Genomic DNA, 23,805 nt, shown 5'->3' with positions numbered 1-23,805 from the left:
GGCGGCGCGACCGAGAAGCATTTGGGACAGGGAAGGCGGTATCGTGCTCATACCGCCTTTATGCTGTGATTCAGGTATTTAAATGGTTAATGCGAGTTAAGCTCTTACACTTTCAGCTTGGGGCGCACGCGGCTTAAGCCCCCGTCCACGCCCAGCACCTGCCCGGTGATCCAGTCGTTTTGCGGATCGAGCAGGAAGGCAATGGCGCGGGCCACGTCTTCGGGCTTACCCAGCCGCCCCAGAGCGTGCATGGATTCAGACACGCGGCGACCGGCGTCCGATCCGACCAGCCCCGCCGTCAGTGGCGTTTCGACCAGACCGGGGGCTATGGCATTGATGCGCAGGTTCTGCCCGGCATAGGAGGCGGCGGCGGAGCGCGTCAGGCCGATGACCCCGGCCTTGGCGGTGGCAATGGCTTCATGATTGGCCAGCCCTTCCAAGGCGGCGGCCGACGACAGCAGCACCACCGAACCGCCTTCGGTCATGTGCCGGGCGGCAGCGCGTACCGTGGCAAAGGCCGTGGTGAGCGAGGCGGTGATGGTGGCGTCATACTGGCTGCGGCTGGTCAGGCCTGCCGATTTCAGCAGCAGCGACCCGGCCAGATTGACCACCCCATCCAGCTTGCCCACCTTTGCAAAGATGGCGTCCACGGCATCGAAATCCGCAGCGTCCACGAGATGATCCGGGGTGATCGTGCGGTCGCTGCGGGCGGTGGTCATCACCTCATGCCCGCCCTGCCGCAGATGCTGCACAAGGCTCTGTCCGATGCCGGACCCTGCTGCAATGATCAGATAACGCGCCATAGCCGAACTCCTGTTTCCGCCTTCTACGGCGGACAGGCGACCTCAGACCAGTCGCTTGCGCAGCGCCGCTGAGGTCAGGTCGATAAGGACCACGGCGGCAACGATAATCAGGGCGATGGCCGACACGCGGGCGTAGTTGAAACTGTCAATGTTCTGGAACAGGGCGTATCCGATGCCCCCTGCGCCAATCAAACCCAGCACGGTGGCTGAGCGAACACTCGACTCAAACCGGTAGAGTGCGAAAGAGGTCCAAAGCGGGGCAACTTGTGGAATGACCCCCCAGACGATTTCCTGAAGACGCGTACCGCCGGTGGCGCGCACTCCTTCGATAGGTGGCTGATCCACAGCCTCGACGGCTTCGGAAAATAACTTGGCCAGTACACCTGTATTATGCACAGCCAGAGCCAATACACCTGCCAGCGGTCCTAAACCTACGGCGACAAGGAAAGCTGTACCGAGCACCACCTCATTGACAGCGCGCAACAGATCCATCAGGCGCCGTGTCGGAAATCGTATCCATGCAGGCACGACATTGTTGGAGCATAACAAAGCGAAGGGTATGGCTAATCCCACGGACATCAGCGTGCCCCAGATGGCCACCTGAATGGTTATCCACATTTGTTGAATGTAGTAGGCGACTGTATTTGCATCTGAAAAATCAGGATGAAGGTAGTCGTTTAAATAGGCACGGGTGTTTTGCCATTTTTGTATCAGCAAGGGCAGATCGCCCATCTGCGCGCCCTTGAAACTGAGCGCCAGCAACAGGCCAAAGCCCAGCCACAACCCCCAGCTCACAAGCTTTTCGGGCAGGGAGGCGCGCGGTGGCTGAAGCGCTTCGGGCGAAGAGGGGTGAACCATTACTGCGCGTCGGGGCGTGTGGCGGGCGCAGAGTCGGGCAGGGCCTGCGGTGCGGCCTGACGCGCAGCGGCTTCGCGCGAAATGGCTTTCAGCTCAGCCTCGGCCTTGCGGATGGCGGCGGCATCCCCGGCGTTTTGCGCCTTGATCAGCGCTTCGGCGGCTTCCATTTCGCGCACGGGCAGAAGGTGGGTATCGTCCGCCGGCTTGAACACGCCAAAGATCAGATTGTTCAGTATCTTGAGCTGACGCTGGCCCTCGGCGTCAGTGCCCGTGCCATAGGACAGGAAGAAGGAGCGTATCTTCTCCTTGGTCGCCGGATCGAGGTCCTTGCGATAGATGATGGGGTCTTCCGGCAGGGTGGGAGAGGTCCAGATAATCTTGATCTGTTTCAGCTTTTCGGGAGAGACCTGCGCCATGCGCTCCAGCGAGGCATTGTTGTTGGTGGCCGCGTCAATCATGCCATTGGCCACGGCCTGGAAATTGGCCTCATGGCTGCTGGAGCGCACACTCTTGAAGCACTTGGCCGGATCAACCTTGTGCGGCAGGAAGAAGTAGGTCATCGGCGCCAGCGTGCCGGAGGTCGATTTGACATCGCCCAGACCAAAGGTGCGTTTACCATCGCATTTCAGCAGGTCTTCTGCGGTCAGCGGGGAATCGGCGCGCGCAATGATGACGCTCTGGTAGCCATCGACGCCGGACGGGTCAGACGAGCGTGCAAACACTTCGCCATCGGCGCGGCGCACGGCCTCAAGCCCGGAAGCGTTGGAGAACCAGCCGACCTGCACCTGATTAAAGCGCATGGCCTCGATCAGCGCCGTGTAGTTGGAACCGAAGAAGGGCTTCACCTTAAGCCCGGTCTGCTTTTCCATATCGGCCAGAAAGGGCCGCCACAGGGGCTCCTGATTTTGCGCGTTCTCGGTGGACAGGATGGAGAAGCTGATTTCCGTGCGCGGACCCTTGGCCTGATCCGCCTTGCCGCAGCCCGACGTCAGGAAGGGCAGGGCGAGGGCCGAAGCCGACAAACCTCTCAGCATAGCCTTGCGCGACAGGGTCATGACGGGTCTCTCCAATAGGCCTGCTCGATCTCAGGGCCATAGATTTCGCTCAGGTGGTCCGCGCTCAGGCCGTCGGCCGGACCGTCATATACGATCTTGCCGTCCTTGAGGGCCAGAATACGGTCGCAATATTTCATAGCATAGTCCACCTGATGCAAGGTGACGATGACGCCAACGCCACGGTCTTCGTTAAGATGCACCAGAAGCTCCATCACCTTGCGCGCCGTCACCGGGTCCAGCGAGGCGACCGGCTCATCGGCCAGAAGGAGGCGCGCATCCTGCACAATGGCGCGGGCAATCGCGCCGCGCTGCTGCTGACCGCCAGACAGGGTGTTGGCGCGCTGCGACGCCTTGTCGGCTATGCCCACCGTATCGAGTGCCTGCATGACGCGCTGTTTCTCCTCGGCGGTCCACAGGCCGAACAGGCCACGCAAAGGCGGAATGCGCCCCAGAAGCCCCAGCGCCGCATTGGTAAACAGGCTGAGCCGTCCCACCAGATTGAATTGCTGCGCCACCATGCCGAGATCGGCACGTGCTGCCCGCACCTCAGCCCCCAGGCGGCCATCGGCCTGCACCGTGCGGCCCAGAACCGTAAGGGGGCCGGAGCCTTCGTCGCCGACGATCAAACCGGACAGGCTGCGCAACAGGGTGGACTTGCCCGATCCGGACGGCCCGATCAGGCCGATGCGCTGCGGGCGGTCCATGGTGAAGGAGATATTATCCAGCGCCTTGAAGCGACGCGTCGGTGCCTCACCCTGCGCTTTGAGCGCAAAGCTTTTCGACAGCGACTGAACGTCAACAAGGCTCGGCATATGCGCTCACGGGGCAACCCCGTCCCCCCCTGCGCCGACACCTGAACGCAGTGCGGCGTTAACAAAGATGAACGCCGGAGTCTTGCCGAAGTTTGAGCGCTTTGGCAACCATCGCCTTTGCCGCGCGCAAAAGGTCGCAGCGCTTACGCCGCCAGTTGCATCACCTGATGCTGGGTAAAGCGGAAGTCATTGAGCATATGAACCCCGAAGGAGTCCTCCCCGACCCAGATAATGCTAGCGTCTACTTCCGCGTCCACCAGACGGATCACCACGGTGTCGCCGGGCGTGAGCCCCGGCGTGACGCCGATGCGCGCGCCGGTTTCGCTGATGTCATAGAGGCGCAGATTGCGGACCGTGCGGCCCGCCACCTCTATGTCCACCGTCTCGGTCGAGGCGTAGCGCGCGGCCACCCGCTTATCGACCAGCTCATCCAGAAGGGACGCCAGTTCGGTTTGCATATCGCGCGAAGCCCCCGCCATATCCTGAGAAATGGCCTGCATGTCGTCTGCGGTGCGTTCAGTCCGGCGCGTGGCTTCGGGCAGCAGGTTGATAATGCGTTCGGCCTCGCGATTGCCCAGAGCGGCGCGTTCCAGATTGTGACGGATGGTTTCGGCGGCCTGGCTCTGGGTTTTTACGGCATCGGCGACCGTGCGCGACGTCTGGGCCACAGCGGCGATAATGCCGGTGACTTCTGACACGGAGCCGACCATGCTTTCGGCGGCCAGACGCACGTCATTGATCTGGGCTTCGATTTCAGCGGTCGCGCGACCGGTCTGATTGGCCAGCGACTTGACCTCTCCGGCCACGACCGCAAAGCCCCGACCCGCCTCACCGGCACGTGCGGCTTCGATGGTGGCGTTGAGTGCCAGCAGGTTGGTCTGGGCGGCAATGTCCTGAATGAGGCGCGACACTTCGCCGATGCGTTCGACGGCCTGTGTCAGGGCCTGTGCCATATCGCGCGAACGCTCCAGTTCTCCGGCCACGCGATCGGTCATTTCCGCGCTTTCGCTGGTACGACGGGCGATGTCCCCAAAGCTCTGCGACACCTCGGCCATGCCGGCGGTGACGCTGTCCACATCGCGTGCCGACGCGCTCAGACGGTCGATGGCCGCCGTCAGTTCCTCGCGCGTTTTTTTGGCGGTGAGGCTGAATTCACCGGTCGAATCCCCGACTGAGGACGACAGGGTCTGTACGGCATCCATCACATCGGTGATGGCATTGCGGATACGTTCCGACAGGGTATTGATGCGGTCTTTTTCTTTGATGATTAGCTCGTTGCGTTTCACATCATTGGCGGCATCGGCAATCTTCTCGATAGTGCGGCGACGGAAAAACTCCAGCGCGCGTCCGACCTGTCCGATTTCGTCTTTTCGCGTGGCTTCGGGGAGGCTGGCATTGAGGTCCCTGTCCGCCAGATGGCGGATATTCTGATCCAGCCCGTTGATAGCCTTCAGGATCGAATGAGCCAGCCCCAGCGCCATAAACACCGCCAGCAGAGCCGCCGCCACAGTGACGGCCAGCAGGGTATAGAGGGTGGTAGAGAAGCCGCTGATCCGTTTCTGCAAAAGCCGGCTCAACTCGCTGGCTGAGGCTTGCCACAGGGCATCGCTTGCCTTGGCGTAGGCGACTTTGGCGCGGGTCAGGGGCGTTAGATCGACACCTGTCGCATTACCCTGCGTCTGGATCTGATGCGCGAGGCTCAGGGCTTCGGCTTCCAAGGCCTGAGCGGAGGCGTGATAGGCGTCGCGCTCGGTCTTGAGCGCCGATAGCAAACTGCCGTTGGCGGCGATCGCTTTGTCGAGCGAGGTGATCTGACCCTGCCAGGCGGCGCTGAACTGCCCTACGCCCACGACAAGGCTGGTTGTTTCTTCGGTGCTCAGACTGGCCTTCGTCTGATAGGCCGCCATGTCCCGCAGCACCAATGAAATGCGGTTCAGAGCATCCGGCGCTTTGAACGCCATCGAGTCCATTACGTAATAACTGTCAATATCGGGATCGAGCGTCAGGTTGGAACGGTCGCTGAGGACGGTAAGCAGCGCCAAAGCGGCCTCTGCGTCCGGCGCCCTAGACAGGGCCTCGGCCTCGCTTGCCGCCAAAGCCTTCAAAGCCGGAGACTGCGCATCAAGGGCCGGAACGGGCCCTGAACCACCGGAAAGCTGTGCGGTTGTCCCGTTGAGAACGGGCCAAACGGCGCGCATGGCCTCGACGCCCTGAATTTCCTTGCGTCCGAAATTGATGTCCTTCAGCGATTGCTGCACAAACAGGTAGCTCATGAGCACAATTGGGACCAGAAAGACCCCGGTCATGATGATGAGCTTGCTGCGAATACTAAAGGCGGTGAAAGGCATGGCGTAATCCGGGCAGGGCAACTTATTGCAAAAAGAACAGTGTTTTGGTTTCGGTTTTCTTAATACCGACACGGGTCTTTCAAATTTAAAACAGGATCAATTGTCACAAAAAACGCCTTTACAGTCAGGCGAAAATACCCGATATAGCCCGCTTCCGGCGGACCCCGACACACAGGTCGGCGCCCTGGGGCCCCAAGAGGTAATGTCTCGAAGGGCTGGGCGTCGTTGAAACGCTGCTAACGCCGGTCTGGGTTTAACTTAACTTTACGGGGTATTGGCAGTGGCACACTTCCAATCGGCCCTGGACCTGGTCCGCGAGCAGTCACCGGAAAAGCCCGTCGCCCTTGTGCGACGTGAGCCTGTTTCCGTCGCAGCGCAATGGTTCCAGCGCCACTTCAACGGCGATGTTTTCTACGCAGTCAAGGCGAACCCTTCGGCGTGGGTGATTGAAACCCTGCTCGACGCCGGGATCGGTTCGTTCGACGTGGCCTCCATCAATGAAGTCAAGCTGGTGCGTGGCCTTGCGCCTGAGGCGCGTCTGGCCTTCATGCACCCCGTCAAGTCGCGCCGCGCCATCGCCGAAGCCTATTCCGATTTCGGTGTAAAGACTTTCAGCCTCGATACCCACGAAGAATTGCAGAAGATCCTCGACGCCACGGGTGGCGCGAAGGACCTCAATCTGATCGTGCGTCTGGCGACGTCAGGCGAAGGCTCGAACCTGCCCCTGACCAACAAGTTCGGCGCGCAGCCCTATGAGGCACCGGCGCTCTTGCTGGCCGCGCGTCAGGCGACGCAGGACCGCATGGGCGTCTCCTTCCATGTGGGTTCGCAATGTATGCGTCCGACAGCCTATGCGGCGGCCATGTCGGCGGCGTCTCGCGCGCTGGTTCGTGCCGGCGTGCTGGCGGATATTGTCGATGTCGGTGGGGGCTTCCCCTCGGTCTATCCGGGCATGGTGCCGCCGTCCCTGCCCGAATATATGGACGTCATCCATCGCGCCTTCGACGAAATGAAGGTGCACGAGGCGACCGAACTGTGGGCTGAGCCCGGCCGTTCGCTGGTAGCGGAATCGACCTCGATTCTCGCCCGCGTTGAACTGCGCAAGGGCGACGCCCTCTATCTGAACGATGGGGCCTACGGCAACCTGTTCGACGCTACCCACGCCAAATGGCCCTTCCCGGTGCGTCTGCACCGCGCCGAAGACGGGGACGAGCAACCGGAACTGAAGCCGTTTCGTTTCTACGGCCCGACCTGTGACTCCATCGACCACATGCCGGGGCCGTTCTGGCTGCCCGCCGATGTGGAAGAAGGCGATTACGTCGAAATCGGGATGCTGGGGGCCTATGGGGTCGCCATGACCACCGGTTTCAACGGCTATGGTCAGACCGAAACCGTCTTCCTCGATGACGCGCCGATGGCTTCGCTGTTCGGTCTGGGCCCGCGCTCGCTGAACGTGCCGCGCAGCCTTTTCGACAGCGTCGAAGAGAATAAGGTCGTGCGCCTCAACCGCCCCAAAGGCGGCAAGCGCGGCAAGAAACGCAGTAAGTAAAACACACAAGGGTCGGTTTTTTCAGAACCGGCCCTTGTTTTTCGCCCAATCATGTAACATATAAAGTTACATGAAAAGAGATGGCAAACTTTCCGGTATGTTGCACGTTCTTCTGCACATGGCGGACACGGATAAGGCCGTGACGTCCGAACGGCTTGCGCAGATGATGGGCACCAATCCCGTGGTCATCCGCCGCGTCATGGCGGGCTTGCGCGAACAGGGGCTTGTGCAATCCGAAAAAGGGCATGGCGGCGGCTGGCGGCTGGGGCGACCGCTGGTGGAGGTGACTCTGGCTGAGGTCTACAGGGCCGTTGGTGAACCAGAGTTGTTCGCCATGGGCAATCGCAGCGAAAACCCGCAGTGTCTGGTGGAACAGGCCGTCAATGCTGCCATCGACAGCGCTCTGTCTGAGGCTGAGGCCTTGTTGATGCAGCGTTTTGGCGAGGTGACACTGGCTATGCTGGCCGCCGATTTCCAGCGCCGCGCCGCAGCCCGCGGCTACCCCCTTCTCAAAGATCACCCCCATCCGGAGACCCGTCATGACCCCAGCCACGATCTATGACGCCCTGATCGTCGGCGGCAGCTTTGCCGGCCTGTCCGCGGCCATGCCACTGGCGCGCGCGGCCAAAAAGGTCTGCGTGCTCGACAGTGGTCAGCCGCGAAACCGCTTTGCCGAGGCGTCGCATGGCTTCTTCGCTCAGGACGGCGTGGCCCCCCTGACGCTCAAGGCCGCCGGACGTGAGAAACTGGCCGCCTATCCCACCGTGGATTTTGTCGAGGGCGAAGCGATCCGCGCGCAGAGGTCGGACGACGGTTTCGTGGTCGAGACCCTGCACGGCGAGAGGCTCTACGCACGCAAGCTGGTGTTGGCCTTTGGCATCCGCGATCACCTGCCCGACGTGCCGGGCCTTGCCGAACGCTGGGGCGGGACGGTTTTGCATTGTCCCTACTGCCACGGCTATGAGTTTCTGAACCAGCCGCTGGGTGTGCTGCGCGTTACCCCCATGTCGGTGCATCAGGCCCTGCTGATCAGCGAGTGGGGGCCAACGACCTTCTTCCTCAATGGCGGGGACAGGCCCGACGCCGAAACCCTCGGTCACCTCAAGGCGCGTGGCGTGCAAATCGAGCCTGCGCCGATTGCGACGCTGGAAGGCGAGGCGGAGACGCTGGACGGTGTGCGTCTGAGCGACGGACGCGTTGTTCCGCTGGCGGCGCTGTATGTGGCCACGCGCACCGAAATGACCAGCCCGTTGGCCGAACAACTGGGTTGCATCATACAGGACGGTATGCACGGGCCGCTGATCGTGGTCGATCAAATCGGTCAGACCAGCGTGCCGGGTGTTTTTGCCGCGGGCGACATCACGCGCTCCATGCACAATGCCAGTTTCGCCGCAGCGGACGGCGTGATGGCGGGTGTGGCGGCGCACCGTTCGCTGGTCTTCGGGCCGCTGGGGCTGTAGGCCTGAACCCTTGGCTGCCCTTTGCAAAACCTTGATTTGCAAAGTGCCGGCTTATGGGCTATAGGCCGCTCCCTGTAAAATCCCGCCCCATCGCACCGTCTGGGGGGTACCGGGCACATGACGGGCGTCCACCTTTCTCCTCTTTACCAAAAAGGACCAAGCGATGAACGCTAACACCCCCCAATCCAACCAAAAGGCCGCCCTGCTTCAGAACACCGTGGAGCACGTCGATATCACCTCTTACGACGCGCGCCCGATCATCGACTCGATGCGCAAGATGTCGTTTTCGTCGCGCGATACCGCTCGCGCCGCCGACATCTTCAACATGGCGCTGGAAGACAAGGACTGCTCGCCGTGGCTGATCCTCGCCGGTTCGACCTCGGCCGGCGGCTGTATGCACGTCTATCGCGACATGGTGAAGTTCGGCATGATCGACGCCGTGGTCGCCACCGGTGCCTCGATCGTCGATATGGACTTCTTTGAAGCGCTGGGCTTCAAGCACTATCAGGCCGCCGGTCAGGTGGACGATAACGTCCTGCGCGACAATTATATCGACCGCATCTACGACACCTATATCGACGAAGAAGAGCTTCAGGCCTGCGACCACACCATCCTTGAGATCGCCAACCGCCTTGAGCCGCGCGGCTATTCCTCGCGCGAATTCATCTGGGAAATGGGCAAGTGGCTGTCGGAAGGCAATGCCAAGAAGGAAGGTTCGCTGATCCAGACCGCCTATGAGCACGGCGTGCCGATCTTTTGCCCGGCCTTTGTGGACTCGTCCGCCGGTTTCGGCCTTGTGAAGCACCAGAAGGAGCGCGCCGCCGCCGGTAAGCCCTATCTGATGCTCGACGCGATTGCCGACTTCCGCGAACTGACCGACATCAAGATCGCGGCCGGCACCACCGGCCTGTTCATGGTCGGCGGCGGCGTGCCGAAGAACTTCGCTCAGGACACCGTCGTGTGCGCCGAAATCCTCGGCGTCGAAGCCGACATGCACAAGTACGCGGTGCAGATCACCGTCGCCGACGTGCGTGACGGTGCCTGCTCGTCCTCGACGCTGAAGGAAGCTGCCTCGTGGGGCAAGGTTTCGACCACCTACGAACAGATGGTCTTTGCCGAAGCCACGACGGTTGTGCCGCTGATCGGTTCGGACGCCTACCACCGTGGCGCGTGGAAGTCGCGTGAGAAGCGCAACTGGGCCAAGCTGTTTGCGTAAACCCTGAGTAAATGACGCCGATTTTTGAGAATAAGTCTTGATAATCGTTTGCTTAACGGTATCAAAATGCCATTAACCAAAGATCGGCGTCAGAGATCACGATTTTTTTTTACTCAGCCTCTTCCCTTTTTCAAAATAGTAGCTATTTAGGCTCTAACGACGGTGACACACGTAATTGAGTCGCTGTCATAAGTTCGTCGCCGGGATCATCCCCCCCCCCTCGAATCCGGCGGCATGCGCGGCCCTCTCTGCCCCCCAGAGAGGGCCGTTGTTATTTCGGCATCCGTTATGGGGCAGATCGGGATTTTTGGATTTGCGCTCAACGTGCGTTTTGCACGGGTCTGCCCCCCAGAGAGGGCCGTCGTTATTTGGCCGTCTGCTTCCTGATTACCCCAATCCTCGCCAGCCATATCTCGACACGCTGCGGCCATTCGGAAATCGGCAGGCCTGTGGGGCGTAAGCCAAACGCGTGGCCGCCCCTGGCATAGAGGTGCATTTCGACGGGTACGCCGGCCTGTTTAAGCGCGGCTTCATAGACGAGCGAATGACGCACGTCGTCCACGGGGTCATCCTTGGCGTGCAGAAGGAAGGTCGGCGGCGTTCCCGGTGTGACCTTGATGTCTGGCTCAAGGGTGAGGTCGGGTTCCCGCCACAGATGTCCGGGATAGAGAACCACTGCAAAATCCGGCCGGAAGGTCTGCGAATCCGCCGCATCCACCGGTGCATAGGCCGCCTCAGCGCGCGTACTGACCGCGGCCGCCAGATGCCCTCCGGCTGAAAAGCCCAGCACTCCGATACGCTTCGGGTCGATGCCATAGGTTTGCGCATCCTGACGCAACAGACGCAGCGCCCGCTGCGCGTCCTGAAGCCCCATCCACACATTCGGGTGTTCACGGCAATTACACTCAGGATTCCACCACGGCCCTGAGGCCGGTACCCGGTATTTAAGTACAACGCACGTAATGCCCCTGGGTGTCAGCCAGTCGCAGACCTCAGTTCCTTCAAGATCCATAGCCAGCACGCGATACCCGCCACCCGGCAGGACCACAACGGTTGCGCCCGTGTTGTCGCCCTGTGCGGGATAGATCGTCAGGCTGGGCTGAGAAACGTTGCTGATCTGCGTCCACGCTTGCCCGGCGACCAGCGACTTGCCCTTGCCCGTCTGTTCGGGGCCCTTGGCTCTGGGGTTGCCCATATGGGCGGCTTCGGGCCACAGCGCCACCGTCACAGGCGCGGCCGAAGCCGATGAGGCCATGAGGGAAAGGCAGAACATCGCAGTGACTGTTCTGCGGGTCATCTGTTTAGGCCGCCCGTCGCAAACGACGCGGCAGGGCGCGCAACCGCGCCCACAGTTTTTTCTTTTCCGCGTCCGGATAGGGTTCCAGATTGCGGATGAATTCCTCCGCGCAGGCCCGCCACGAAAACTTTTCGGCATGGCGGCGCACATGAGCGCGATCGAGCGTCAAAGCCTCGGTGATGGCGACACTGAGGTCATCGTCAATGACACCCGCCCCCGTACCGGGGATCAGGTCGATGGGGCCGTGGGCCGGGAAGGCGGCCACCGGCGTCCCGCAGGCCATGGCCTCCAGAATGACGAGGCCGAAGGTGTCAGTCAGCGACGGGAAAACAAACACGTCGGAATCGGCATAGGAGCGCGCCAGTTCCTCACCGAACCGCGCGCCGGTAAACACCGCGTCCGGGTATTTTTCCTTAAGTTCTTCAAGCTGCGGCCCCTTGCCGACCACCACCTTGGTGCCGGGCAGGTCGAGCGACAGGAAGGCTTCGAGGTTCTTTTCAATGGCCACGCGGCCGATATAGGTCATGATGGGGCGCGGCAGGTCGCCAAAGATCGGCTCAAGGTCCGGGCGGAACATCTCTGTATCGACGCCACGCGTCCACGGGGAGATGTTCTTGAAGCCGCGCGCCTCAAGGTCTTTTTGCAGGGTGGGCGTCGCCACCATCACGCGGCCCGACGGCTTGTGGAACCAGCGCATATAGCCATAACCCCAGCTGAGCGGGATGGGCAGGCGCGCCGACACATATTCCGGAAACTTGGTGTGGTAAGACGTGGTGAAGGGCATCTTCCATTCCATGCACACCCGCCGCGCCGCAAGGCCTACAAAGGCTTCGGTGGCGATATGCACGGCATCCGGCTCATAGTCCTGGATGATTTCGCGCACTTCTTCGTAGCAACCCAGAGCCAGCTTGACCTCCGGGTAGTCGGGCCACGATACCGATTTGAACTGGGTATAGTCCACGATCTTGAATTCATGGCCGAGCTTTTCGCATTCGGCGATGACTCGTTTCATCGTCGTGACCACGCCATTGACCTGAGGGTCCCACGCATCGGTCGCCAGTAAGATACGCACAATCGTTTCCGTCTGTTGTCCTGACCCTCTTGTCTAAAGGGCATCGGGCGGTCTGTGAAGCATGATTTTATTTCACCCCTGCGACAGTAACCACAGGGCTGGGGGAAATCCGGCGATTTTTACGCAGATGCGAACGGTAAAGGGTCGGTTTTTCAGGGTCTGCCGCCGCTTTTGTGGGGAGCGGGTTGTTGCGATGCACAAAAAGGCGCGTATAATCGGCTCCATGGTACAAAGTCGCGTCAAACACTCCAGCCCCTTGTCAACCGCGACGAATGACCGGAATGTGAGTAGCGTCCGCGCCCGTAAAGAACACACCACGGGAGGCCAGCGCGCGGAGGCTGGAAGGCAGCTTATGAGCGATCGACCGAAAGACACGCCCAAGTCCCGCCGCACGCGGGTTCAGATTCTCGACACCGCCATGCGGTTGTTCGCCGATCTGGGCTATGACCGTGCGGGCAATGCCGCCATCGCCGAAGCCTGCGGCCTGACGCGCGGAGCCATGCTCTATCACTTCCCGACGCGCGAAGCGCTGGTGGAAGCTGCCGCCTGGCACATCCACGCCGCGCGCGAAGCCGCCTTTGAGGCCGAAGCCGGTAAGCTGAAACCGGGTCAGGACGCATTGGATGGGGCCATCGACGCCTATTGGCGACTGCTCAGTTCAGTGCCGTTTGCTGCCTTTCTGGCGCTGGAACGTGCCGCGCGTCAGGACGAGGACGTAGCCAAGGCCATACGCCCGGCGCAGGAAGCCTTTGACCGCGGGGCCATGGGCCGCGCCACGCCGGGCTTTATCACGGCTGGTGTCGATGCGCGTTTTCAGGCCAGCCGTGATCTGGCCCGCTTTGCGCTGGATGGGCTGCATCGGGCGGCCCTGACCTATGATCAGCCCGAACGCATCGAAAACCTGCTCAATGTCATCAAGCGGGCGGTGCACATGCTGAACCGCAAGGGCGACGTGACGGACCTCTGGATCGATTGAGATGTGCGACGCGTCGGTCACCCTGCGTCTCACCCTTACTGATCCCGTCTCCGGGGTCACCTACAGCCTTCAGAATAAGGACAATCACCCCGTCGCTCCGCAAACGGCGGGAGACGGACCGCTGTCTTTCGATGTACCGCTGCGCCTGAGCGAGGATGGCCGCTGGCTGGGGCCGTTCGTGCGCCGCGAAGGCCCCGAACGCCGCTTTGTCTATATCGCCATCGGCACTTCGGCAGGTGACCACAGCAGCGAATGGACGCGCCGCGCCAAGATCGACATTCACGATATGCCCGACACTCTGAAAATCGCGGCCCGCAGCGGCGGCGTGCCTGAAGCGCGCCTGCCCGGTCGCGGTAAGGACGGCTCACCGGCCTGCGCCTCCGTCCGCGTGCGCGAATGGCGTCTGGCTGAGGGCTCAGAAAACGGCTGACTTTCGGGCACGTAAAAGATATTAGCCACGAAAAACACGAAAAGACACGAACTTCGAGCGCTTACAGGGTTATTGCCCGAAGGGCTTCTGATCGTTTTCCGGCTCTTACGCGATCAGGCGCTTCGCGCGGGATCAACACTGGCGCGTTCGTGTTTTCTCGTGTTTTTCGTGGCCCATCCTTTTCGAAAGCTCACCATGCGTCAGTTGCTGCGTTCCAAGATCCACAATGCCTACGTCACTGAGGCCAATCTGGCCTATATTGGGTCTATCACCATAGATGAGGACCTGATGGACGCCGTCGGCCTGTGGGAAGGTGAGCGTGTGCTGGTGGTGTCCAACACGTCGGGGGCACGGCTGGAAACCTACGTCATCACCGGTGAGCGCGGCTCAGGCAAGATCGCCATGAACGGCGCCGCCGCCCATCTGATCAGCGAATCTGAGCAGATCATCATCATGGGTTTTGAGCTGACCGATGCGCCGATTATCCCCAGAGTCGTGCTGGTGGATCGTCAGAATCGGGTTGACCGCTACCTCAGCGAAACCCCCTCGACGATTCTCTAACAGGACTCTTTTTTAGGGGTATTTTTGCCTTTCGCGCCCAAACCCTTGTGCCGCTTGGCATAATGTTTTTTTTAGGATTTTGTTAACGAAAAACTTCGCCTCTGCGGCGACTTGGCCGTTGACGATGCGATCCGATTATGGCCCCATATAGGGGCTGACGGCGGTCTTCGACACTATATCTAGTTGTCTTGGGTCTGACCTTCGGTGCTCCGGGGGCGGAGCGGTTTTCTCAGGCATACCAGGTGAGTGTGACGATGTCGGCAAATGATGCGGCGGCGAAGGTTCAGGGTGCGGCGTCTGTTAAGGGTACGCTCAAGGTGCGTCCCAAGGAGCGTCCGGAGTTCAAGCTGATCAAGACGGTCGTGACCGATCCGTCCAAGGACGACAAGCTCACCGACTTCGGCAAGAAGACGCTCGACGACCGTTATCTGCTGGCCGGTGAAACCTATCAGGACATGTTCGCCCGCGTCGCCACGGCCTATGCCGACGACTCCGAACACGCCCAGCGCATCTACAACTATATTTCGAACCTGTGGTTCATGCCGGCAACCCCGGTGCTGTCGAACGGCGGGGCCAAGCGCGGCCTGCCCATCTCCTGCTTCCTCAATTCCGTGCCCGATTCGCTCGAAGGCATTGTCAGCGTATGGAACGAAAACGTGGCGCTGGCCTCCAATGGCGGTGGTATCGGCACCTACTGGGGCGGCGTTCGCTCCATCGGTGAAAAGGTCAAGGGCGCAGGCCAGACATCGGGCATCATCCCCTTCATCCGCGTGATGGACTCCCTGACGCTGGCGATTTCGCAAGGCTCCCTGCGTCGCGGTTCGGCCGCTGTCTATATCGACATCTTCCACCCGGAAATCGAAGAGTTCCTCGAAATCCGCAAGCCGTCGGGCGACTTCAACCGTAAGGCGCTCAACCTGCACCACGGTATCTCGATCACCGATGAGTTCATGGAAGCCGTGCGTGACGGCGCACAGTTCGGCCTGCGTTCGCCCAAGAACAACGAAATCATCCGCTATGTGGACGCGCGCGCCCTGTGGCAGAAGATCCTCGAAATTCGCATGCAGACCGGTGAGCCTTATCTGATCTTCGCCGACACGGTGAACCGCTCCATGGCTCCGCACCAGCGCGAACTGGGCCTGAAGGTCAAGCAATCGAACCTGTGCGCCGAAATCATGCTGCACACGGGTAAGGACCATCTGGGCCATGAGCGCACCGCCGTGTGCTGCCTGTCCTCGGTCAATGCCGAAACCTTCCTCGAATGGCGCGATGAGCCGCGCTTCATCGAAGACATCATGCGCTTCCTCGACAACGTGCTGGAAGACTTTATCCAGTCGGCCCCGGACGCCATGTCCGCCGCCGTCTATTCGGCGCAGCGCGAACGTTCGGTCGGCCTCGGTCTGATGGGCTTCCACTCCTTCCTGCAATCGCAGGGCGTGGCCTTTGAATCCGCTATGGCCAAGTCGTGGAACATGCGCCTGTTCAAGCACCTGCGCCGCGAAGCCGACAAGGCCTCGGTCAAGCTGGCTCAGGAGCGCGGGCCCTGCCTCGACGCCGAAGAACGCGGCGTGATGGAACGCTTCTCGCACAAGCTGGCCATCGCCCCCACCGCCTCGATCTCGATCATCTGCGGCGGCACCTCGGCGGGCATTGAGCCGATCCCGGCCAATATCTATACCCACAAGACCCTGTCGGGCTCGTTCGCGGTGAAAAACCCCTTCCTGCAAAACCTGCTGGCCGAAAAGGGCCTCGACACGCCGGAAACCTGGGACTCCATCGTCGAACACGAAGGCTCGGTGCAGCACATCGACGCCCTGAGCGCCGACGAAAAGGACATCTTCAAAACCGCCTTCGAAATCGACCAGCGCTGGGTGGTTGAACTGGCCGCTGACCGCGCGCCGGAAATCTGCCAGTCGCAGTCGCTCAACATCTTCCTGCCGGGCGATGTCGATAAGTGGGACCTGCACATGCTGCACTGGACGGCGTGGGAACAGGGCGTCAAGTCGCTCTACTATCTGCGCTCCAAGTCGGTGCAACGCGCCGCCTTCGCCGGCTCCGAAGGCAAGGCCGCCGTGGTGTCGATGGCCGCAGCCGGGAAGACCGACTACGAAGAATGCCTGGCCTGTCAATAAATCGTCCTCTTTGGCCGATTGGGGCGTCGCCATCGCTGGCAGGTACTTTTGTACCTGCGGCGCTCGGCTCCTGCCACTCGTCTCAAAGCTGACAATTTATACTACGAATATAGTCTCAAAGGCCGGAGCACCCGCTTCGGCCTTTTTGCTATGGAGTGTTTATGACTGAGATCATACGCGCCGATTACCGTAACCCGGCCCATGCCGAGGCCATTGTCGCTCTGATGCAGACCTATGCGCGCGATATCATGGGTGGCGGCGAAGCCCTGCCCAGCGAAGTGACTTCGGCACTGGTCGAGCGGTTGGCGGCCACGCCGGGTGCGGTGTCGCTTCTGGCGTTTGCGGATGGACAACCGGCAGGTCTGCTTAATGCCTTTGCCGGGTTTTCGACCTTTGCCGCGCGACCATTGCTCAACATCCATGACCTGATCGTTGCCCCGGCGTTTCGCGGGCAGGGCGTGGCGCGCGCGCTGATGGCCGAGGCCGAAGCGATCGCCCGCGAACGCGGCTGTGCCAAGCTCACCCTTGAGGTGCTGGAAGGCAATGCAACCGCGCAAAGGCTTTATCAGTCTCTGGGCTATGGCGATTACGTGCTGGACCCGGCCATGGGCCGCGCCCTCTTCTGGCAGAAGAAGCTCTAGGCTGCGGTGACGATTTAAGATTTAATGCGGCTATTTTCTCCTCCCTACGAAGTGGGGAGGTGGCAGCGAGCGAAGCGACGCTGACGGAGGGGTATTACCTTCCGTAAGATACCCCTCCGCCTCGTAAACTCGGCACCTCCCCATGAAATGGGGAGGAGGAAGACCGCAAATGTTAATTCGTCACCACAGCCTAGATCATTATGATTTCCGCTGGAAACATAATGATCCAGCTTTTGTTTAGTCCCTCGCCGGGCGGTGGCTTCGCCACCTTGGCCGCCGCCTCAATGGCGGCTTGAGCGGAATGATTCCAGTAAAAATCATTCCGCTCTAACGGCCTTTGTGCACATCACGGAACAGCAGCATGTCCTTGATTTGTGCGGCGCGTTTGTCATCAAATCCGCAGCGTTCCGGCCCGGCCTGCGGATTGGCAAAGGTGCCGAATAGCATGTCCCACAGCGGCAGGCCGTAATTCTGTTTATGGTGACCGTACTGGTGATGCACGCGGTGCATTTCCGGGCGCTGGGTGATGTAGCCGAGCCAGTGCGGGGTGCGCTGATCGGCATGGGCGACCAGATCGAACACGCTGACCAGTATCAGTGAAAAGGCCAGCGACAGGCCGCTGACGCCCAAAATCCCATAGGCCACCACGGCATTGAGCAGGGCAGCCATAAACGCATCGACCGGGTGAAGATAGAAGGCCGTCAACGCTTCGATACGGCGGGGGGCGTGATGTAGCTGATGCACAAAGCGCCACAGTGTATCCGAGATATGGGTGGCGCGGTGCCACCAGTAGGCCAGAAAGCTGGAGACCAGAAAAGCGATAAGTCCCCCGCTCAGCGGATCGACGTGCGCTTTCAGGTCAAACAGCGACCATTGCGAAATCAGCCGGTCAAAAACGATCCCGACCGCCACGACCGCCAGAAGACTGGCCGCGTTGAGGCTGCCGGCCAGGATGCGCCACCGGCGGTCACACCGCGCTCCGGAGGCCGGGGCAATGACTTCGCGCGTAAATATCAGAACAAACAACAGCCCTGTGATGGCTATGACGCCCAGCAACAGCATCCCCGTCTCCCCCGTTTTGGATTTGATAGCACAGATCACCCAAACGTCCACCTGCGCCGTTGACTCGCTTTGCGGCGCGAAGCTACTAAGGGCGCACCCAAAATCCATTATAAAAAGCGATTTCTAATGCCAGTGACATTGACCGCCTTCCTCGAAGGCCAGAGCGACCTGCCGCAAAGCCTGAAAACCCTGATTGCCGCCATGGCCGAGACCTGCGCCGTGATCGGCCGCACCGTGAACCTCAGCGCCGTCAACGATCTTCAGGGCGCGCTGGAACAGGAAAACGTGCAGGGCGAAGTGCAGAAGCAACTCGATGTCATTGCCAACGACATCATGCTCGAAGAAGCGCGCTGGAAGGGCGTGGTGCGCGGCCTGGCCTCTGAAGAGATGGACGATTATGTGGCCTTCGATAAGGGCGACTATCTGCTCTTCTTCGACCCCATCGACGGGTCGAGCAATGTCGATGTCAACGGCGTGGTCGGCACCATCTTCTCCGTCCTGCCCGCGCCGCAGGGTGATCTGAGCTTAAGCGACTTTCTGCGTCCGGGCCGCGATCAGGTGGCCGCCGGTTACGCGGCCTATGGTCCGCAAACCATTCTCGTCCTCACCGTGGGCAAGGGTGTCGTGGCCTTTACGCCTGATGCCGACGGCGTGTGGATACAGACCAAGACGGCGATGACGGTTCCGGCTTCGACGCGCGAATTTGCCATCAACATGTCTAATCACCGCCACTGGTTCCCCGGCATTCAGCGCTATATCGACGAATGCGTGGCCGGTAAGGACGGCCCGCGCGGGGCCGATTTCAACATGCGCTGGCTGGCTTCGATGGTCGGTGATGTGCACCGCATTCTCACGCGCGGCGGCATCTTCATGTATCCGGGCGATACCAAGCGCGGCGAGGGCAAGCTGCGCCTGATGTATGAAGCCAACCCCATCGGTTTCCTGATCGAGCAGGCGGGCGGCAAGGCCACCAACGGCACCACGCGCATCCTCGACCTTCAGCCGACGGGCCTGCATCAGCGCACGGGCGTGGTGCTGGGCTCGGCCGAAGAGGTCGAGCGCGTGGCGGATTACCTTAACGCCTGATCAGGCCGTAAAGATCGTCTGAAAGCCGCCATAGATCAGGCGCTTGCCGTCAAAGGGCATGTCCATCTCGGCCATGCGTGGATCGGCCTGCGCTTTTTCCCAGGCGATATTGCGGACCTCTTTTGACGGCCAGACGACCCACGAAAAGACCACGACCTCGCCCGCTTCCAGCTTTACGGCCATGGGCAGCGAGGTCAGCTTGCCTTCGGGTATGTCATCGCCCCAGTTTTCGACCACGGCCAGCGCGCCCAGTTCCTTGAACAGGGTGGCGGTGACCTGTGCGGATTTCAGATAGGCGTCGCGGTTTTCGATTTTGACCGGACAGACAAAGCCATCGACATAGGTGGTGGGGGCATCAGACATGGGGGGCATCTCCTCTGTTGTGGAGACGCAACCTACGGTGCTGTGGGTAAAATGCCAATGGCTCTATTTTTCGACCAGCACCTGAAACCCGCCATAGACCAGCTTGGCCCCGTCAAAGGGCATGTCCTCGCTGGGCTGCATGCGCGGGTCGTCCATGATCTTTTCATTGGCTTCGTCGCGCGCCTCTTTCGACGGCCACATCACCCACGAAAAGACCACGCTGTCCGCCAGCTTGCCACGCGCCGCATTGCGGAAGGAGACGCCTTCGTCGCCTTCGGGCAGGTCGTCGCCCCAGCATTCGACCACCTGAAGCGCGCCATATTCCTTGAACACTTCGGCGGCGGTTTCGGCCATCTTCTTATAGGCGGCGCGGTTTTCCTTCGGCACCGGGATCAGGAATCCATCGACATAGGACATGCTCAGGCCTTTCCCAGCAGGGTTTTCAGTTCGGCAATGACGCTGCGGTAGGAGTCGCGTTTGAAATGTACCACGCGCTCGATCACCTGATCGAGATCGCACCATTCCCAGCGGTCAAACTCCTGCTCGCCGTGCGCCTGAAGGTTCACTTCACTATCGGGGCCGTTAAAGCGCACAAAGTACCAGATCTGCTTCTGGCCTTTGAAATTGCGGCCGATCTTCTTCTGCGCCAGCACTTCGGGCGGGAAGTCATAGACGATCCAGTCCGAGGTGCAGCCCAGAATGTCGATGGTGCTCAGGCCGGTTTCCTCATAAAGCTCACGCCGGGCGGCGGCTTCAAGGTCTTCCCCGGCATCGACGCCGCCTTGCGGAAACTGCCAGGCATAGTCGCCGCTCATGCCGAAACGGTGGCCGATCCACACCTTGTCCTGCGCATTGAGGACGACGATGCCCACATTGGGGCGGTACTCAGATAAATCCTTGCTCATCGCCTCATAATAGCGGAAGCGGGGGCCAGTTGAAGCCCTTTTTGTTCAAGGCTCTGCGTCCATTTGATCGCCACGGCAAGCGTCACCGGATAGGCAAAGCCCGACCCCAGAGCACGCCCGCGCGCCTTGGCCTGCGCTTCGATGGCCGCCAGTTGCGCATTGATGCTTTGCGAATTGATCTGGGCATCGATCACCCGATCCGCCGAAGCCCGCGTCCAGCCGCCGCCGACATCGCGTGCCTGACCGTCATCAATAAAGGCCACGCCGCGCGCCTTCATCACATTGAGGAAGGCCGTCATCGAGCCTTTGTCGCGCAAATAGGCGCTGCCCTGATAATTCATGACGCCGAAATAGCCGGTGGCGCGCCCCATCAGCCAGTTGAGGCTGGCGTTCATATCGTCCGTGCGCTGCCCGACCAGAAGCGTGCGCGGGCCCGGATCGGTGTCGGGATAGTTGGTCGGCTCCATCGGAATTTCGATCAGCACCTCATGGCCCTGCGCACGGGCGGCGTCGATCCAGCCTTGCAACCCTTCGGCGTGCGGCACAAAGGACAGGGTGACCTCGGCAGGCAGTTGCTCGATAGCGGCCTTGGTGGTGGTCGGGTTAAGCCCCAGCCCGCCGACGATCAGCGACACCATGGGCTTACCATTCGACTTGAACGGGCGGGCATAGGCCGAGGCCGGAACGCGACCGTCCGACGCGATGGCGGGCAACGGACCGTTGGGGCCATTTTGCGACAGACCGGCAATCGGGGCAGGGGCGAGCGGCGAGGCGGGCAGCTTATTGGCGCTGCCGACCGTTACCGGCGCGCCGTCATTGGGCAGGGTGATGACCGCCGTGCCGTCGGCGGGCCCGGCCTCGCCATTGGCGTTAAACTGATCGGCGGAGGCGTCCTTGAACAGGCCCAGCGAGTCGAGCGTGAAGGCCTGAAGCCCGGAGGCCGCGTCATCGGCGGAGGCCGTGGCGGGCGCGTGGGCGTCGGCCTTAGGGGCTGCGGTGGTTGCCGCCGCGATCTGAATGGTTGGGTTGCCGGCTTCCGGATCGGACAGGCTCAAAAACAGCGCCCCGCCGCCGATAAACAGCCCCAGCGCCATCAGCGGCGCGGTGTACGGCTTTTTCAGAATGTCGAGCGCAGCGGGACCTAAGCCCTTGACGCGGCTCATCAGCCCGCCGTCCTTGCGGAACAGCGGCGAATTGGACAGGGACGGGAGCTTTGGTTTGGCGAACATGGAGCGTGTGTGACCGGCAAAAAACCCTGCCCGCACCCACGGCGGACAGGGTTAATATGCGCTAACGGCGGTTAACAAAGCCTAACGTTCTATAAAGTCTTTTGGAACTATCTGAATTAATTGGGGAAAATCGCCGACTGCCTAACCAGCTTGCAGGCTTAGGTAGTTTTCGTTCACCTTTTGCACCATTTTGTAGGCTGGCATTGTCAACTTTTGGAAGCGGTGAGGGTAAAAAATAATATCCATGAAAATTAAATGCTTGTGTAAAATCTGCACATTTCAGTGCATTCCCCCATTGCGCGGCGCAATGGAAAGTAGCAATTATCTGAATCGAGCAACGAAAGCGGCGCGGCCTTTATATTAACGTTACCGTGCTGTCAACATAAAAGTTGTTGACACTGTCACTTTTCCCGGTACAATATCATCGGTGTTAACCATTAGCTGTGAACGCTGACCCGTTCGCAGCTGTTTTTGCGAATCGGAGGCTTGCATGAGCCTCAATTTCGTCATGTGGGAATGCGATCATTTGGCTAGTGGTCGCCTAGTTGTGTAAAAGTATCTGCACGATTAGTCGGGAAGGAGGCACGTATGCAACACGAGCTTGACGCTCTGAAAAAAACGCTTTTCGTTGAAAACCAAGTAAAAAACATTAAGTTTTTTCCGGGTACCAACGCTGATACGATGCCGGTAGATGTGGCCCGCGAGATTAACAAGTTCTTCGCGGACCCCGCGTCCGCCAGTGTTGATGAAGACTAAAGGTTGATTTTTCCAGAGTTATGGATTTGATTAGGGCCTCACGCTGTGAGGCCCTATGTCGTTTAAAGACCTGTATGATCAAGTGCAAAGCTGTTCCGGAAAGGTGAGTACGAAGCAGTTGCTTCAGTGGGCTATCCACCACTCCGAGATATGTGGTGTTAAGGAGGTCTGGTCGGAGCAGGTAGACCATATGAGCTTGCGCGGGTTTTACGTTGAAGGCCCCTTGAACAATGGCCCGCTCGCCATCCCAGAGAAGGCTGCGCTGATAGTTCTCTCGCGCTCGATGTGTACCGGCCCCGAAGGAAAATACTGGCGTCGTTTGGTTAAAACAAAAGAGCTAATGCATGTCTTCGATAAAGAGGATGAAAAAGCTCACAGTGGCCAGACATTGGATGCACAGCTCGACGGATTCATAAAGCCTTCTGAATCCGAATGCGCCCAATATAAAGCTGAGAACAAAGCATACTGGCGGGCGTTGGCCTGTCTATGTCCCGAGCACATACGTCGGGAACTGAAAGAGAAATTCTTGGCTGAAAAGCTCAGCCTAGACGTGTTGAGCGTAACGCTACAAATTCCCAAGGCTCACGTATGGCGTTACCTCGATGATGACTTTGAGGCCTCAATAGCCTCTGTCCTAGAAGATTAGCCTTTCGGACGACCATTAATGAAGTACGTGCCTCCCGCACTTGGTGCGAGCAGTTTCAATTGCCCACACTGCCACGCTTTTGCCCACCAATAAGCATCTTCTGGTTTTCAGTAGTTTTGTTCATATCACCTAAACGGTGGCTCGTCGAAGGCGCGGAGCTTGCGTGAGTGGAGCTTTGCGCCCGCCTGACGCAGCAGGTTGATCGTCTCAAAACCGATGTCGATATGCTCGGCAATGGCCCGTTCATAGAAGTGGTTGGCCTGACCCGGCAGTTTCAGTTCGCCGTGCAACGGCTTGTCCGACACGCAGAGCAGCGTCCCGTAGGGCACGCGGAAGCGGTAGCCCTGAGCGGCCAGAGTTGCCGATTCCATGTCGATGGCCACGGCGCGGCTTTGTGAGAACAGCAGCGCCGAAGACGAATAGCGCAGTTCCCAGTTGCGGTCGTCGGTGGTGACCACCGTGCCGGTGCGCAGGCGCTTTTTGAGGGCGTCGCCGTCCTGACCGGTGATATTGACCGCCGCCTGTTGCAGGGCGACCTGCACTTCGGC

The 23,805-nt window shown here is 60.3% G+C and carries 24 protein-coding genes and 1 pseudogene; 12 read left to right on the top strand and 13 right to left on the bottom strand.

All coding sequences use genetic code 11. The annotated features are described in order from the left end of the window. Positions 1-104: 104 nt before the first annotated feature. The 5 genes from Q0072_RS08035 to Q0072_RS08015 all read right to left on the bottom strand — a co-directional run bounded on the left by Q0072_RS08035 (position 105) and on the right by Q0072_RS08015 (position 5,876). Positions 105-803 (bottom strand): SDR family oxidoreductase, encoded by a 699-nt coding sequence (locus Q0072_RS08035; protein ID WP_298328217.1) that lies wholly within the window; start codon positions 801-803, stop codon positions 105-107. 42 nt (positions 804-845) lie between these two features. Further along, positions 846-1,586 (bottom strand): phosphonate ABC transporter, permease protein PhnE, encoded by a 741-nt coding sequence (gene phnE / locus Q0072_RS08030; RefSeq protein WP_298328214.1) that lies wholly within the window; start codon positions 1,584-1,586, stop codon positions 846-848. 74 nt (positions 1,587-1,660) lie between these two features. Continuing rightward, on the bottom strand, positions 1,661-2,716 hold the full coding sequence (gene phnD / locus Q0072_RS08025) for a phosphate/phosphite/phosphonate ABC transporter substrate-binding protein (RefSeq protein ID WP_298328211.1): 1,056 nt from the start codon (positions 2,714-2,716) through the stop codon (positions 1,661-1,663). Beyond that, positions 2,713-3,528 carry a phosphonate ABC transporter ATP-binding protein gene (locus Q0072_RS08020; RefSeq protein WP_298328208.1) on the bottom strand — a complete coding sequence of 272 codons (816 nt, stop codon included), beginning with the start codon at positions 3,526-3,528 and terminating at the stop codon, positions 2,713-2,715. The genes phnD and Q0072_RS08020 overlap by 4 nt, the downstream gene beginning before the upstream one ends. 143 nt (positions 3,529-3,671) lie before the next feature. Further along, on the bottom strand, positions 3,672-5,876 hold the full coding sequence (locus Q0072_RS08015; RefSeq protein WP_298328204.1) for a methyl-accepting chemotaxis protein: 2,205 nt from the start codon (positions 5,874-5,876) through the stop codon (positions 3,672-3,674). 280 nt (positions 5,877-6,156) lie between these two features. Here Q0072_RS08015 and Q0072_RS08010 point away from each other — a divergent pair, with 280 nt between their 5' ends. The 4 genes from Q0072_RS08010 (at position 6,157) to Q0072_RS07995 (ending at position 10,101) form a co-directional block, all read left to right on the top strand. Next, positions 6,157-7,425: a type III PLP-dependent enzyme gene (locus Q0072_RS08010; protein WP_290797203.1), complete on the top strand. Its 1,269-nt coding sequence runs from the start codon at positions 6,157-6,159 to the stop codon at positions 7,423-7,425. Positions 7,426-7,522: 97 nt separating this feature from the next. Beyond that, positions 7,523-7,987, top strand: coding sequence for an Rrf2 family transcriptional regulator (locus Q0072_RS08005; RefSeq protein WP_366941785.1), 465 nt, complete (start codon positions 7,523-7,525; stop codon positions 7,985-7,987). Next, positions 7,965-8,885 (top strand): NAD(P)/FAD-dependent oxidoreductase, encoded by a 921-nt coding sequence (locus Q0072_RS08000; protein ID WP_298328193.1) that lies wholly within the window; start codon positions 7,965-7,967, stop codon positions 8,883-8,885. The genes Q0072_RS08005 and Q0072_RS08000 overlap by 23 nt, the downstream gene beginning before the upstream one ends. A gap of 163 nt (positions 8,886-9,048) precedes the next feature. Beyond that, positions 9,049-10,101, top strand: coding sequence for a deoxyhypusine synthase (locus Q0072_RS07995; RefSeq protein ID WP_298328190.1), 1,053 nt, complete (start codon positions 9,049-9,051; stop codon positions 10,099-10,101). Between the two features lie 364 nt (positions 10,102-10,465). Here the strand turns inward: Q0072_RS07995 and Q0072_RS07990 are convergent, their stop codons facing one another. Together Q0072_RS07990 and Q0072_RS07985 are read right to left on the bottom strand one after the other, a co-directional pair. After that, entirely contained in the window at positions 10,466-11,374 is a 909-nt protein-coding gene (locus tag Q0072_RS07990) for an alpha/beta hydrolase (RefSeq protein WP_298328188.1), read from the bottom strand. A 28-nt stretch (positions 11,375-11,402) separates the two neighbouring features. Beyond that, positions 11,403-12,470: a glycosyltransferase family 1 protein gene (locus Q0072_RS07985; RefSeq protein ID WP_298328185.1), complete on the bottom strand. Its 1,068-nt coding sequence runs from the start codon at positions 12,468-12,470 to the stop codon at positions 11,403-11,405. 352 nt (positions 12,471-12,822) lie between these two features. Here Q0072_RS07985 and Q0072_RS07980 point away from each other — a divergent pair, with 352 nt between their 5' ends. The 5 genes from Q0072_RS07980 (at position 12,823) to Q0072_RS07960 (ending at position 17,210) form a co-directional block, all read left to right on the top strand. Next, positions 12,823-13,446: a TetR/AcrR family transcriptional regulator gene (locus tag Q0072_RS07980; protein WP_298328182.1), complete on the top strand. Its 624-nt coding sequence runs from the start codon at positions 12,823-12,825 to the stop codon at positions 13,444-13,446. Between the two features lies 1 nt (position 13,447). Then, positions 13,448-13,876, top strand: coding sequence for a DUF5990 family protein (locus tag Q0072_RS07975; RefSeq protein WP_298328179.1), 429 nt, complete (start codon positions 13,448-13,450; stop codon positions 13,874-13,876). A gap of 195 nt (positions 13,877-14,071) precedes the next feature. After that, positions 14,072-14,437 carry an aspartate 1-decarboxylase gene (gene panD / locus Q0072_RS07970; RefSeq protein WP_298328174.1) on the top strand — a complete coding sequence of 122 codons (366 nt, stop codon included), beginning with the start codon at positions 14,072-14,074 and terminating at the stop codon, positions 14,435-14,437. A 254-nt stretch (positions 14,438-14,691) separates the two neighbouring features. Continuing rightward, complete coding sequence (locus Q0072_RS07965) at positions 14,692-16,569, top strand: ribonucleoside-diphosphate reductase subunit alpha (protein ID WP_298328171.1); 1,878 nt, start codon at positions 14,692-14,694, stop codon at positions 16,567-16,569. A 161-nt stretch (positions 16,570-16,730) separates the two neighbouring features. After that, positions 16,731-17,210: a GNAT family N-acetyltransferase gene (locus Q0072_RS07960; protein WP_298328168.1), complete on the top strand. Its 480-nt coding sequence runs from the start codon at positions 16,731-16,733 to the stop codon at positions 17,208-17,210. A gap of 327 nt (positions 17,211-17,537) precedes the next feature. Here the strand turns inward: Q0072_RS07960 and Q0072_RS07955 are convergent, their stop codons facing one another. Continuing rightward, a complete protein-coding gene (locus Q0072_RS07955; RefSeq protein ID WP_298328165.1) occupies positions 17,538-18,272 on the bottom strand; it encodes a sterol desaturase family protein in 735 nt (244 codons plus the stop codon). A 126-nt stretch (positions 18,273-18,398) separates the two neighbouring features. Here Q0072_RS07955 and Q0072_RS07950 point away from each other — a divergent pair, with 126 nt between their 5' ends. Further along, a complete protein-coding gene (locus tag Q0072_RS07950) occupies positions 18,399-19,358 on the top strand; it encodes a class 1 fructose-bisphosphatase (RefSeq protein WP_298328161.1) in 960 nt (319 codons plus the stop codon). On the opposite strand, the gene Q0072_RS07945 is transcribed toward Q0072_RS07950, so the two are convergent. The 4 genes from Q0072_RS07945 to Q0072_RS07930 form a co-directional block, all read right to left on the bottom strand. Further along, positions 19,359-19,721: a DUF1428 domain-containing protein gene (locus Q0072_RS07945; RefSeq protein ID WP_298328158.1), complete on the bottom strand. Its 363-nt coding sequence runs from the start codon at positions 19,719-19,721 to the stop codon at positions 19,359-19,361. It lies immediately after the preceding gene. Positions 19,722-19,784: 63 nt separating this feature from the next. Continuing rightward, positions 19,785-20,138 carry a DUF1428 domain-containing protein gene (locus tag Q0072_RS07940; RefSeq protein ID WP_298328155.1) on the bottom strand — a complete coding sequence of 118 codons (354 nt, stop codon included), beginning with the start codon at positions 20,136-20,138 and terminating at the stop codon, positions 19,785-19,787. 2 nt (positions 20,139-20,140) lie between these two features. Then, on the bottom strand, positions 20,141-20,626 hold the full coding sequence (locus Q0072_RS07935) for an RNA pyrophosphohydrolase (protein ID WP_126421820.1): 486 nt from the start codon (positions 20,624-20,626) through the stop codon (positions 20,141-20,143). Continuing rightward, on the bottom strand, positions 20,623-21,855 hold the full coding sequence (locus tag Q0072_RS07930) for a divergent polysaccharide deacetylase family protein (protein ID WP_298328150.1): 1,233 nt from the start codon (positions 21,853-21,855) through the stop codon (positions 20,623-20,625). The genes Q0072_RS07935 and Q0072_RS07930 overlap by 4 nt, the downstream gene beginning before the upstream one ends. A gap of 588 nt (positions 21,856-22,443) precedes the next feature. Here Q0072_RS07930 and Q0072_RS07925 point away from each other — a divergent pair. Further along, entirely contained in the window at positions 22,444-22,611 is a 168-nt protein-coding gene (locus Q0072_RS07925) for a hypothetical protein (protein WP_298328148.1), read from the top strand. 55 nt (positions 22,612-22,666) lie between these two features. Beyond that, positions 22,667-23,257 carry a hypothetical protein gene (locus Q0072_RS07920; RefSeq protein ID WP_298328145.1) on the top strand — a complete coding sequence of 197 codons (591 nt, stop codon included), beginning with the start codon at positions 22,667-22,669 and terminating at the stop codon, positions 23,255-23,257. 125 nt (positions 23,258-23,382) lie between these two features. Here the strand turns inward: Q0072_RS07920 and Q0072_RS07915 are convergent. Continuing rightward, positions 23,383-23,805 (bottom strand): annotated as a pseudogene (locus Q0072_RS07915) (AMP nucleosidase); the annotation flags it as partial.

The organism is Asticcacaulis sp., from assembly GCF_027484505.1.
Lineage (GTDB): Bacteria > Pseudomonadota > Alphaproteobacteria > Caulobacterales > Caulobacteraceae > Asticcacaulis.
This window is presented reverse-complemented; position numbering and strand designations above follow the sequence as displayed.